Genomic DNA, 11,705 nt, shown 5'->3' with positions numbered 1-11,705 from the left:
AGCGACGCCCGCGGCCCACAGCAGGCCGCTCAAGATCTGCACCTTGCCGCGCAAGGCGAAATTGGTTTTGAACTCAGGGTTCTTGAGCCAGTTGAGGACGGCGTAGAATAGTCCCCAGGCCACCGCGAAGATCGTGAACGTGCCGCTCATCCAGCCGGCGTTGGGGGCGTGCGAACCCGCCCAGACATAGGCTGGGAGGCTGACCGAGAATACCGCCAGCGCGTAGGGGAGGAGCCCCGTCTGAGCGTCCAACGCCTGTTGGGTCACCGAGTGGACGCCGCGCGCCTGCGGTTGCTCGGTCGGGACAATCATCAAATCGAGCTCCGCGGCGACGAACTCCGACTCTAGGCGCAGCAGGGTTGGCGAGGGGTTACGGGAGATCGTTAATCCACATCTTCCAGGGCAACCGATCATTAAGCCTAACCAGAGATGATGGACGTCGGAGCCTTCGGTTCCGAACTGGGGTGAGGCGGTCATGGCGACCACGCGCGCGGCACTGACGGACGACGATATTCGCACGCTCGTGAAGGGCGCGACGCCCGATGAGCGGGCCGTGGCCGCGCACAGGTTGTGCCGGACCATCGACACCTCGACCTTGACCGACGAAGACCGTGCCCAAGCCCACGAGATCCTGCGGGTCATGGCCGCCGACGCCGCCGAACTGGTGCGTCGGGCCGTGGCCGTCACCTTGAAGAACTCCTCGGTCGTCCCGCGTGACGTGGCCCTGCGACTTGCCCGCGACGTGGAGAGCGTGGCCCTGCCGATGCTGGGCGCATCGCCGGTCTTCACCGACGAGGATCTGGCTGAGATCGTGCGTATCGGCGGACCGGTTCGCCAGGTGGTGATCGCCAAGCGGCCCCGCGTCTCCCAGACCGTCACGGCCGCCATCGTCGAGCATGGGGTGGAGCGTGCCGTCGAGGCCGCCTGCGCCAACGACAACGCCGACTTCGCCGAGCAGACCCTGCAGAAGGTGATCGAACGATTCGAACAGTCCGAGCGGGTCCTGTCGGCCGTGGCCTATCGCGACGCTCTCCCGGTCTCGGTGACCGAGCGGCTGATCGACATGGTCGGCGAGGCGGTCCGCGACCACCTGCTGAACCATCACGCGGTCTCGCCCGAACTGGCGCTGCAGATCGCCATGGGCGCCAGGGAGCGCGCGACCATCGACCTGGTCGACCAGGCCGGTCGCGCCAGCGACATGAAGGCCTTCGTCTCCCATTTGGGAAAGAATGACCGCCTGACCGCCTCGCTGCTGCTGCGGGGCATGGCGCACGGCCATATGACCTTCCTGGAGTGGGGCCTGGCCGAACTGGCCGGCGTGCCGCACCACCGCACCTGGTTGATGATCCACGACGCGGGGCCGCTGGGCTTGCGCGCCATCTATGAACGCGCAGGCCTACCGGCCCGGCTCTATCCCGCCTTCCGATCCGGCGTGGACACGTTCCACTCCATGGAGTTCGACGGCGGCGCCCGCGACCGCGAGCGGTTCCAGGAAAAGATGCTGCAACGCTTCCTCACCCAACCGACGGCCGCCGCCCGCGAGGACGTCGACTATCTGATGGAGAAGATGGATCGCATCTCCAGCGAGACCCGCAGGTCGTTCCGAGAAGCTCAGAGCGCCTGAGCGCGTGACCTAGGGTTAGCCTTGCCTACAGGCGCCGGGGCTTTCAAGCTGGCGTCATGACCGACGACATCAAGCCCGCCGCCACCATCCTGCTGCTGCGCGACGCACCGACGTTCGAGGTGCTGATGGTCAAACGCCACCACCAGATCGACTTCGCCTCTGGCGCGCTGGTATTCCCGGGCGGCAAGAGCCACGCCGGCGACCAAGATCCGGCCTGGGCCGACCACGTTCTTGGCTGGAGCGATTTCGACGCCGATCAGCGGGCTCTTCGGATCGCGGCGATCCGCGAGGTGTTCGAGGAGGCCGGCATCCTGTTCGGAGAACGGCTGGATGGCTCGCCGATCGGCGGCGAGGCCTGTCCCATGGACGTGCGCCGCGCGGTCGACCTCGGCGAGACCGCTTTCCTTGACGTCGTGAAGGACCTGGGCGTTCGGCTCGACCTCAACGCCCTGACGGTTTTCGCGCGCTGGATAACCCCGCCGCTGACGCCCAAGCGGTTCGACACCTGGTTCTACGTGGCCGACGCCCCCGCCGACCAGCTTGCCGCCTGCGATGGGCGCGAGACCGTGGACGCCGAGTGGATCGAGCCAAGGGAGGTGCTGCGCTTGGCCGCCGCTGGCGAGCGCAAGGTGATCTTCCCGACCCGCATGAACGTCCAGCTCCTGGCGGAGGCGAGCACCGCTGGCGACTGCATCGCCCGCGCCAAGGCCCGCGCCCTGGTCACCGTCGAGCCGCAGATCCAGGACGGTCCGGGCGGCAAGGTCTTGGTCCTGCCGCCGGACGCCGGCTATGGCGTGGTGGCCGAACCCCTGTCCAACGTGATGTGACATGCGCGCGGCGATGTTCGCATCGACGGTTCTGCTGGCGGGGTGCGGTTCTCTGGCGTCGGGCCAGGCCGAACGCGCCCATGCCAGCCGCATCCAGGAGGCGTTGAGCGCATACGAGACGGCGCGGCGCGGCGGAAGCGCGTTGGATATGTGCGTCAAGGCGAAGCTAGCAGCCATCGCCTATGGGGATGCGGGGCAGAGCGCCAATCATCAGGCCTGGAAGGCCCGCGAGCAGGAAGACTGCCGAGCGGCCTACGCGGCCATGGTCCCGGCCGGGTTGGCCGCCGAGTGATCAGGCGCCGGCTTGGGCGACCTTGCGCTCGAGCTCTTCGACCAGGATCTTGCCGACCGGATGCTCATCGGTCTTGATGTCGTCGCGCACGGCGGCCTTGATCGCGTCGATATGGGCGTCGATCAAGGTGATCGACACCGTCAGGCGCTTGTCCTTGTCGTCGATCAGCCGGCACAGCGAGGCTCCGATCCGCGTGATCAGCGGGAACTCGTAAGTGGTGCCCAGGCCCTTTAGATCGTGCGCGCGGAGATAGAGCGTTTCCATGGTTTCGGGCGAGACGCCCTCGGCGCGCACCTTCTGTCGGGCGGCGTCCAGCTTGACGACTTCGTCGGAGAGCCATTGCGCAAAGTTCCCCGAAAGGCTCTTCAGCGCGGCTTCAGCCTTGGCGATGGCGCTGGGATCGATCGAGCCGAAGCGCCCGCCGACCTTCAGACGAAGGTTGTTGGACACAGGGATGACCTGACCCGAATTCTGCTGGCTCACGACGGGGCCTCCTAAACAGTCTCGCCCAGATTAGGTCGCATCCGTTAACAACGAATGGAGTAGGCAACCCACGGGGGTCAAACAGAAAACTGTTCGGCCAGCACGCGTTCTTCCAGGCTGCGTCCCGCGTCGAAAAGCATCTGCAGCGCCACATCGCGGTCCTCCGCGATGTGGACTTCGAGCACGTCGCGCACCTCGAAGTTGTCGGCGACGGCGCTGACCGGGCGCTTGTCGGCCTCCATGATCTCGAAGGTCACACGCGCTGTGTGGGCCAGAAGCGCGCCCCGCCAACGACGGGGCCGGAAGGCGCTGATCGGGGTCAGGGCCAACACCCTCGCGTCCAATGGGATGATCGGTCCGTGCGCCGAGAGGTTGTAGGCCGTCGATCCCGCCGGGGTCGCCACAAGGGCGCCGTCGCAGGACAACTCCCCGAGCCGAAGCTTGCCGTCGATGGAGATACGCAGCTTGGCGGTCTGGCGGGTCTGGCGCAGCAGGCTGACCTCGTTGATGGCGATCGCCTCGTGTCGCTGGCCGGCGGCGTCCACCGCCACCATGGTCAGCGGGTGGATGACGGCGCGTTCGGCGGCGTTGATCCGCTCCAGCAGGTCGTCCTCGCTATACTCATTCATCAAGAAGCCGACCGAGCCGCGGTTCATGCCGTAGATCGGCGTCTGGCTGGACAGGTTCTCGTGCAAGGTTTCCAGCATGAAGCCGTCGCCGCCCAGCGCCACGATCGTCTGAGCCTCACCGGGGGCCGCCTGACCATAACGGGCGATCAGCGCCTCACGCGCCTCCTGGGCCTCGGGCCGGTCGCTGGCGGTGAAGGCCAGGCGGGTGACGAAGGGCTCGGGTTTGAACATCGGGCGCCAAAAGCCCCTGGATCGCGGATTTCGTCAACCGGGCGAGAGCGCCTGGCGGAAAGCGGCGCCCGCCACCGCCGGGCCGAACGGGCCAAAGGCGCCGCCTGCGCGCCGGGCGGCCTCGGCCCCGCCGCCCGGGCGACCGCCGTTCAACTCTCGCACCAGATCGAGAATGGTCGGGAAGACGCTGCGGTCGATATCCACCGAGGCGCAGGCCAGGGCGAGCAGTTCTGGCCGCTCGGAGTCCAGCGCGCGGCGGACCTGGTCGTGATCGAAGCCGCCCAAGGTCGCCAACCCGCCCACGAACAGCGAGAGCTTGCCCTCCCGAAGCGCGCGCAGCAGGTAGCCGGGCCTGAGCTGGCCAGCTCCCTTCAGCTTTGACAGCAACTGCTCTTCCATCTCTTCGCGTTCAGCCTCGCGTGGTGCGGCCGGCCCAGACAACAATCCGCCGTGGGCCTCGCGGACCGAGGCTCCGAGCGCGGCGTCCAGGGCCGCGGCGTCCAGGCGGAAACGGCCGACTAGGGCCTGTCGCATGGCCTGGCCCACCCAAATGTAGAGCTGCCGGGCGAGGTCGTCGGTCAGGGCAGGGTGGTGGGAGAGCGGCGAGCGCAGCGCGACGATCCGCTCGGACGCGGCGACCATCCGGCCCATGTCGTGACTGTTGACCTGGGCGGTGAAGTTGCCGGCCAGGGCGGTAAGCACGGCAGGCTCCTGCTGCTGTAGGATCGCGGCGATCACAGGCGGACCGAGATTGGGACGCCGCGCGACCTCGATCTGATGCTCGACGGTGGCCTCGACCAAGATGCGGACCAGGTCGTGATCGCGCAGCACCGGGCTGGCGGCGATGATCGGGCGGGCGATCTCGATGTCGTCGAGGGCCAGAACATTGATCAGGGCCGGCGGCGCCCAGTCGGCGTCGGCCAACTTGTCGGCCAGGCGCAGACGGATGTCGCGCTCGGCCTCGACGACCAGGTCCATGAAGATGGCGTTGAGCAGAGCCTGGATCGGCCCGGACTTCATAACCGAGCGACCAGCTTCGCTGGCGTCGCAGAGGTCGGCGACGGCCAGCAACAGGCGTTCGCGGTCAGCAGGGGTCCGGCTGCGGGCCAGCCCCAGAATCTCTTCGGCTTTCGCGGCCACGCTCAAATTCGGAACTCCAGGCGCCCAAGCTGGCGAATCTGCTCGGTAGCGATGAAAACATGGTTAGAACGCGCTGACCATGAAGGCCCCAGAGGGGCGCGGGCGCGAAGGGAGCGAGGCGAGGATGGCCGATCCGCTGATATTGGCCCTGGACCAGGGCACGACCTCGACCCGCGCGATCCTGTTCGACGCCAAGGGCCAGCCGCTGGCGGACGCCGGCCGGCCGCTGGAGCAGTTCTACCCGCAGGACGGCTGGGTCGAGCACGACGCCGAGCAGATCTTCGAGACCTGTGTCGAGGTGCTGCGAGCGGCGGTGGAGAAGGCCGGCAGGACCATGGCCGAGGTCACGGCGATCGGGGTGACCAACCAGCGCGAGACCGTGGTGATCTGGGACAAGGTCACCGGCAAGCCGATCCACAAGGCCATCGTCTGGCAGGACCGGCGCACCGCGCCGACCTGCGAGCGCCTGCGGGCCGCGGGGCTGGAGCCCAAGGTGACCAGCATCACCGGCCTGCTGCTGGACCCCTACTTCTCGGGCACGAAGATCGCCTGGCTGCTGGGCGAGGTCCCTGGCGCGCGGGCGCGCGCACAGGCCGGCGAACTGCTGGTCGGCACCATGGACACCTGGGTGATCTGGAAGCTGACCGGCGGCGCCGTCCATGCCACCGACGCCACCAACGCCTCGCGGACCCTCCTGTTCGACCTGAAGGCCCAGGACTGGTCCGGCGACATGCTCGACATGCTGGATGTCCCGGCGGTGCTGTTGCCCAAGGTGCTGGACTGCGCCGACGACTATGGAACGACGTCGCCCGACCTGCTGGGGGCTGCGGTTCCCATCCGTGGCGTGGCCGGCGACCAGCAGGCCGCGCTGATGGGCCAGGGGTGCATTCGGGCCGGCGAGATGAAAGCCACCTACGGAACCGGCTGTTTCATGCTCGTCAATACGGGCGAGCACCTTGCGCCGTCGCGCTCGCGCCTGCTCACCACGGTGGCGGCGCGACTGAAGGGCCGGGCGACCTATGCCCTCGAAGGCTCGATCTTCATCGCCGGCGCGGCTCTGCAGTGGGTCAACGAGGGTCTCGGCGTGGCAGGCGGCGGCTCTGGGGTGGAAACTCTCGCTCAGACGGCGAAGGAAGACCACGGCGTCGTGATGGTCCCGGCCTTCACCGGGCTTGGGGCGCCGTGGTGGGACGCGGGCGCACGTGGCGCGATCTTCGGCCTGACGCGGGATACCGGCGTGGCCGAGATCGCCGAGGCCGCCTTCGACGCCTGCGCCCTGCAGACCCGCGACCTGATCGAGGCCATGCGGGCCGATGCGCCCGGCGCGTTCGGGGCTCAGGTGGAATTGAGGATCGACGGCGGCATGGCCCGCAGCAAGTGGTTCAGCCAGCGTCTGGCCGACCTGACCGGCGTCGCCGTGGGTCGGGTGACCTTCCAGGAGATGACGGCGCTGGGCGCGGCCTTGTTCGCGGGGATCGGGGCCGGCATCTACGCCGACGCCGAGGAGGCCACCGCGGCGCGCGCGCAAACCGAACGCTTCGAACCGAAACTGGACGGCCATGGCCGCGAGCAGGCCTATGCCCGGTGGCTGGACGCCGTGGCGCGGGTGCGGACCGGCTGAGGCTGGGGAACCGTTCCGCCGCGCCGAACTTTCTCCTGATAGACGAGGCAGGAGGCGATCATGGCCGACGACGACAAGATTCAGGGCGAGGGCGACTACGACGCCGCCCGACGGTTCCGGAAGGAACAGGAAGACTTCGCCAGGAACGGTCCGGTCGAGCAGAAGGCCAAGGAGGCCGAAGAGGCGCTCGACGGTCCAGAGGGCGCAGAGCTTGAGCGCGCGCGGCGCGAAACGGGCGCCAAAGGCGGCGAGTAGCTCGCCGAGCAGATCCATTCGAACGTCTGTTTGACGCGGCGCCTTGACGCTAGGACCCCGCGGCGCGACCCTGGCGCAAATAGATCAGACGCAAAGGGAGGCCACCATGGCCGATGGTTCGCTCGCGGGCGTGAATTCGCTCAAGGGAAAGGTCAGCGCCGAGGAGTGGCAGGCTCGCGTCGATCTCGCGGCCCTGTACCGCCTGGTGGCCCTGCACGGTTGGGACGATGCGATCTACACGCACATCTCAGCCCGCATCCCGGGGCCTGAGCACCACTTCCTGATCAATCCCTACGGCATGTACTTCGGCGAGATCACGGCCTCGTCGCTGGTGAAGATCGACCTGGACGGTAACATCCTCCAGGAGACCCCGTACTTCATCAATCCGGCGGGGTTCACGATCCACTCGGCGATCCACGCCGCTCGGGAGGACGCCCACTTCGTCATGCACCTGCACACCGATCAGGGCGTGGCCGTCTCGGCCCAGTCCGAGGGCCTGTTGCCGCTGGCGCAGCATGCACTGATCGTGCGGACCATGCTGGCCTATCACGACTATGAGGGCATCGCGCTCAACCTCGACGAACGCGAACGCTTGGTGGCCGACATCGGCGACAAGCACGTCATGCTGCTACGCAATCACGGCACCTTGGCGGTGGGCGAGAGCGCCGCCGATTGCTGGATTCGCATGTTCTATCTGGAACGCGCCTGCAAGCAGCAGGTCCTAGCCCTTTCGGCCGGGCGTGAGAACGTGCTGTTCGCGCCGCAGCATGCCCAGGACGAGGTTCAGATGCAGATGTCGCGTGGCCTTGGCGGCAAGCTCGCCTGGCCCGGCGCCCTGCGTCAGCTTGATCGCGCGCTGCCGGGCTACGATGCCTGACGCGAACTCAAGTCTAACCGAGAGATGGGCGCCCCGATCGGGCGCCCATTTTCTTTGCGTCTTCGAGAAAAGTCGGCATCCGCAACGCAGTGCTTGACGTAGTTGCACGGAGCATCGCGCACTATTTCAACATCGACACGCAGAGCCATCGTTCTGTCACTGGACGGCGCCTATGTGGACGCCATAAGACCGGCGGCTATCGCCAATCACGCCGCCTCTACTCCGGGGCGCTCGGAGTTCTAGCAGCTTGATCAGACGCCACTTCTTCCTCGTCGGCGCCATCGTGGTTCTCGTCCTCATGGTCGTGGCCGGCGGATGGAAGTTGACCCTCGGAAAGAAGGCCGGCCCCGGCGGTCCGCCCGGCGCGGCCATGGCGGCGCAGAAGGGCGGCGGGCAGGGCGGTCCAGCGGGCAAACGCGGCGGCGGCGGCCCTGGCGGCATGGGCGGACCGGCCCCGGTTAGCGTGGCGGTGGTCCAATCCAAGGTGTTCGTCGATTCCATCGATGTGATCGGCGTCGCCAAGGGCCGCCAGTCCGTCACCCTGACCGCGGCGGCCACCCAACTGGTGGAGCGGGTGCTGTTCACCGACGGCCAGGCGGTCGCGCGCGGCGCGGTCCTGGTCGAGCTCAAGGACACGGAGCAGAACGCGGGGCTGGCCCAGGCCCAGGCCCGCCTGGTTCAGGCGCAGCGTGACTACGATCGCTGGAAGACCCTCTCGGCCCAGGGTTTCGCCTCCAAGACCGCTCTCGATCAGCGCGAGGCCACCTATCTTGCCGCCCGCGCCGACGTGCAGGCCGCACAGGCCCGGCGCGCCGACCGCACCATCCGCGCGCCCTTCGCCGGTGTGGTGGGTCTCTCCGATCTGGCCCCCGGCGCGCTGATCAACCCGGGCTCTCCCATCGTCACCCTGGATGACACCAGCGCCGTCCGCGTCGATTTCGAGGTGCCTGATCGCTACCTGTCGTCCCTGCGCGAGGGCCAGGCGATCTCCGCCAAGGCCGACGCCTATCCGGGCGAGACCATTCAGGGCCGCATCGCCAAGCTGGACACCCGCATCGACGAACGCACGCGGTCGATCACCGCGCGCGCCGAGTTTCCCAACCCCGGTCGCCGGCTGAAGCCCGGCATGATGATGCGCGTCGCCATCGCGCGCGGCGAGCGCCAGGGCCTGGCCATTCCCGAAGCCGCGCTTTCGGTCCAGGGCGACGGAGCTTTCGTCTACGTCGTGTCCAAACAGGGCGAGCGCACCACCGCCGAGCAGCGGCCGGTCCGCACGGGCGTCCGTCAGGACGGATTCGTGGAGATCCTGGACGGCCTGGCGTCGGGTGACCGGCTGGTGGCCGACGGCCTGAACAAGCTTCAACCCGGCCAGGCCGTTCGCGCTGTTGACGCGACCCGTCCCGCCGGTGGCCAAGGCGGAGCGCGCGCGGCCGGCGCTCGGCCGGCGCCATGATGCTCTCGGACATCTCCGTCCGCAGGCCGGTGTTCGCGGCGGTCGCCGCGATCATCCTCTGCGTGATCGGCCTGGCGTCGTTCGCCTCGCTCACCGTGCGCGAACTGCCAGCGTCGATCCGCCGGTGGTGTCCATCCAGACAACCTATCGCGGCGCGTCGGCCGAGGTGGTCGAGGAGCGCATCACCGAGGTCATCGAGCGCCAGGTTTCCGGCATTCAGGGGATCGACCGCGTCAACTCCTCGTCGCGGGACGGCCAGTCGCGGATCAACATCTCGTTCCGCCTGGACCGCGACCTGGACGATGCAGCCAACGACGTGCGCGACGCGGTCAGCCGCGTCTCGGCCAACCTACCGCTGCAGGCCGATCCGCCGCAGATCGCCAAGGCCAACGCCGACGCCCAGCCAATCATCTTCATCAGCTTCAACTCCACGACGCTGAACCGCCTGCAGTTATCCGACTACGCCAACCGCTATCTGGTCGAGCGCTTCTCCACCGTGCCCGGCGTGGCGGCGGTCGGAGTGGGCGGCAGCCAGCTCTACTCGATGCGCATCGGGCTCGACGCCGACGCCATGGCGGCCCGCGGCATCACGGTCGACGACGTCGAGACCGCGCTCAACGCCCAGAACCTGGAGCTTCCCGCCGGTTCGCTGGAGGCGCCCTCCAAGGACTTCACCATCCGCGTGGCCCGGGGCTACTCGACGCCCGCGCAGTTCGCCGACCTGCCGGTCACTTCGGCCTCGGCCCGTGCCGCCGCCACCGCGACGACGGGCGCCACGGCGAACGCCGCCGTCACCGCCGCGCCCGGCGCCGAGTACGTCACCCGTCTGGGCGACATCGCCCGTGTCGAGGAAGGCCCCGACGAACGGCGGCGCATGTTCCGCTCGAACGGCCGCGAGCAGGTCGGCATCGCGATCACTCGCCAGTCCCAGGCCAACGACCTGGAGATCTCCGAAGGCGTCCGAGCCGAACTTCCAGAGATCAACAAGTCGCTGCCGAAGGGCACGAAGCTGGAAGTGGCCGTGGACTTCACGGTCTTCACCAAGCACGCCATCGAGGAAGTCTGGATCACCATGGGCATCTCGCTCGTCCTGGTGGCCCTGGTGAACTACATCTTCCTCGGCACCTGGCGCGCGGCCCTGATCCCGTCGGTCGTGGCGCCCATCTGCATCCTCTCGACCTTCATCGTCCTGGCGCCGCTGGGTTTCTCGCTCAACCTGCTCACCCTGCTGGCCCTGGTTCTGGCCATCGGCCTGGTGGTCGATGACGCCATCGTGGTGGTGGAGAACATCCAGCGACGCATCGACGACGGGGAGCCACCCATCGTCGCGGCGCAACGCGGCGCGCGGCAGGTGTTCTTCGCCGTCGTGGCCACGACGATCGTGCTGATCTCCGTCTTCGCGCCGCTGATGTTCCTACCCGGCTACATCGGCAAGCTGTTCGTCGAATTGGCGGTCGCTATCGCCGCGGCTGTCGCCTTCTCAGCCGTGCTGGCGCTCAGCCTCTCTCCAATGCTGGCGTCCAAGCTCCTGCGGCCGGCCCACGGCCAGGGCTTCGTCGCCCAGCGCGTGGACGCCGGCATGACCCGGCTGCGGAATTCCTACCACGCCTCGCTGGAATGGCTGCTCGGTCGCCGCATCGCCTCGATCGCGACGGGCGGTCTCGTGCTGATCCTGGCTCTGGGCGCTTTCGGGCTCTTCACTGTCTTGCCGCGCGAACTGGTTCCGGACGAAGATCGAGGACGGGTCGAATTGAGCATCAACGGCCCCGAAGGCGCAGGCTATGACTATGTCCAGGTCGCCACCAAGCAGGTCGAGGCGCGCCTCCTGGGCTTGCTGGAGGAAGGCGTCATTCAGCGCTACATCCTGTCGGCGCCGCGTTTCGGCAACAACTCGTTCAACACCGCCGGCGGCAACGCGGCGCTCGCCGACGACGCCGGGATCACCTCGAATGAGCTGGCCGCGCAGTTGAACCGGGAATTCTCGTCGATCACGTCGGTGCGGGCCATCGCCTCGGTGCGCGGCGGCCTCCAGCGCGGCGGCGGCGGCGGCGGCGGTGGCGGGGGAGGCGGCGTCGACCTGATCGTGGTCGGCAACGAGTACGCCGATATCGAACGGTGGATCCAGCCTCTCCTGACCGCGGCTCAGAACAACCCCGGCCTGGCGCGCGCGCGCCCGGGCGAAGAGCCGACCCGCCCCCCCGGGCGGGTCGAGATAGATCGCGAAAATGCCCCGAGCCACGGGGGCGGGGCCCAGGCGGGGGGTCGATACCTGG

At 68.1% G+C, this 11,705-nt stretch carries 10 protein-coding genes and 2 pseudogenes; 8 read left to right on the top strand and 4 right to left on the bottom strand.

What is annotated here, in order from left to right; all coding sequences use genetic code 11:
* Nucleotides 1-312, bottom strand: a pseudogene (locus RMO04_RS07265) (response regulator); the annotation flags it as partial.
* A 163-nt stretch (nt 313-475) separates the two neighbouring features.
* On the opposite strand from RMO04_RS07265, the gene RMO04_RS07260 reads away from it, so the two are divergent.
* The 3 genes from RMO04_RS07260 to RMO04_RS07250 are packed head-to-tail and all read left to right on the top strand — an operon-like array spanning nt 476 to nt 2,743.
* Nucleotides 476-1,624: a DUF2336 domain-containing protein gene (locus tag RMO04_RS07260; protein ID WP_309644116.1), complete on the top strand. Its 1,149-nt coding sequence runs from the start codon at nt 476-478 to the stop codon at nt 1,622-1,624.
* Between the two features lie 56 nt (nt 1,625-1,680).
* Nucleotides 1,681-2,451 (top strand): NUDIX hydrolase, encoded by a 771-nt coding sequence (locus RMO04_RS07255; RefSeq protein ID WP_309644115.1) that lies wholly within the window; start codon nt 1,681-1,683, stop codon nt 2,449-2,451.
* Between the two features lies 1 nt (nt 2,452).
* Nucleotides 2,453-2,743: a hypothetical protein gene (locus tag RMO04_RS07250; protein ID WP_309644114.1), complete on the top strand. Its 291-nt coding sequence runs from the start codon at nt 2,453-2,455 to the stop codon at nt 2,741-2,743.
* Here RMO04_RS07250 and RMO04_RS07245 read toward each other — a convergent pair whose 3' ends face one another.
* The 3 genes from RMO04_RS07245 to RMO04_RS07235 all read right to left on the bottom strand — a co-directional run bounded on the left by RMO04_RS07245 (nt 2,744) and on the right by RMO04_RS07235 (nt 5,226).
* Entirely contained in the window at nt 2,744-3,226 is a 483-nt protein-coding gene (locus RMO04_RS07245) for an Hpt domain-containing protein (protein ID WP_309644113.1), read from the bottom strand.
* Nucleotides 3,227-3,303: 77 nt separating this feature from the next.
* Nucleotides 3,304-4,086 (bottom strand): NAD kinase, encoded by a 783-nt coding sequence (locus RMO04_RS07240; protein ID WP_309644112.1) that lies wholly within the window; start codon nt 4,084-4,086, stop codon nt 3,304-3,306.
* Nucleotides 4,087-4,119: 33 nt separating this feature from the next.
* Nucleotides 4,120-5,226, bottom strand: a complete 1,107-nt coding sequence (locus tag RMO04_RS07235) for a DUF2336 domain-containing protein (protein WP_309644111.1) — start codon at nt 5,224-5,226, stop codon at nt 4,120-4,122.
* Between the two features lie 124 nt (nt 5,227-5,350).
* Between RMO04_RS07235 and glpK the strand changes: the two genes are divergently transcribed.
* The 5 genes and pseudogenes from glpK to RMO04_RS07210 form a co-directional block, all read left to right on the top strand.
* Nucleotides 5,351-6,847, top strand: a complete 1,497-nt coding sequence (glpK, locus tag RMO04_RS07230; protein WP_309644110.1) for a glycerol kinase GlpK — start codon at nt 5,351-5,353, stop codon at nt 6,845-6,847.
* A gap of 60 nt (nt 6,848-6,907) precedes the next feature.
* Nucleotides 6,908-7,102 (top strand): hypothetical protein, encoded by a 195-nt coding sequence (locus tag RMO04_RS07225; protein ID WP_309644109.1) that lies wholly within the window; start codon nt 6,908-6,910, stop codon nt 7,100-7,102.
* Between the two features lie 106 nt (nt 7,103-7,208).
* Nucleotides 7,209-7,979 carry a class II aldolase/adducin family protein gene (locus RMO04_RS07220; protein WP_309644108.1) on the top strand — a complete coding sequence of 257 codons (771 nt, stop codon included), beginning with the start codon at nt 7,209-7,211 and terminating at the stop codon, nt 7,977-7,979.
* Between the two features lie 247 nt (nt 7,980-8,226).
* Nucleotides 8,227-9,432 carry an efflux RND transporter periplasmic adaptor subunit gene (locus RMO04_RS07215; protein ID WP_309644107.1) on the top strand — a complete coding sequence of 402 codons (1,206 nt, stop codon included), beginning with the start codon at nt 8,227-8,229 and terminating at the stop codon, nt 9,430-9,432.
* Nucleotides 9,432-11,705 (top strand): annotated as a pseudogene (locus RMO04_RS07210) (efflux RND transporter permease subunit); the annotation flags it as partial. The gene RMO04_RS07215 and the pseudogene RMO04_RS07210, both read left to right, overlap by 1 nt.

Origin of the sequence: Phenylobacterium sp. (genome assembly GCF_031412415.1) — a bacterium.
Lineage (GTDB): Bacteria > Pseudomonadota > Alphaproteobacteria > Caulobacterales > Caulobacteraceae > Phenylobacterium.
This window is presented reverse-complemented; position numbering and strand designations above follow the sequence as displayed.

Bases quoted from the DNA above. Each gene is read 5' to 3' on its own strand.
- RMO04_RS07260 (WP_309644116.1), top strand. From the start codon at position 476: ATGGCGACCACGCGCGCGGCACTGACGGACGACGATATTCGCACGCTC.
- RMO04_RS07255 (WP_309644115.1), top strand. From the start codon at position 1,681: ATGACCGACGACATCAAGCCCGCCGCCACCATCCTGCTGCTGCGCGAC.
- RMO04_RS07240 (WP_309644112.1), bottom strand. From the start codon at position 4,086: ATGTTCAAACCCGAGCCCTTCGTCACCCGCCTGGCCTTCACCGCCAGC.
- RMO04_RS07225 (WP_309644109.1), top strand. From the start codon at position 6,908: ATGGCCGACGACGACAAGATTCAGGGCGAGGGCGACTACGACGCCGCC.
- RMO04_RS07250 (WP_309644114.1), top strand. From the start codon at position 2,453: ATGCGCGCGGCGATGTTCGCATCGACGGTTCTGCTGGCGGGGTGCGGT.
- RMO04_RS07220 (WP_309644108.1), top strand. From the start codon at position 7,209: ATGGCCGATGGTTCGCTCGCGGGCGTGAATTCGCTCAAGGGAAAGGTC.
- glpK (WP_309644110.1), top strand. From the start codon at position 5,351: ATGGCCGATCCGCTGATATTGGCCCTGGACCAGGGCACGACCTCGACC.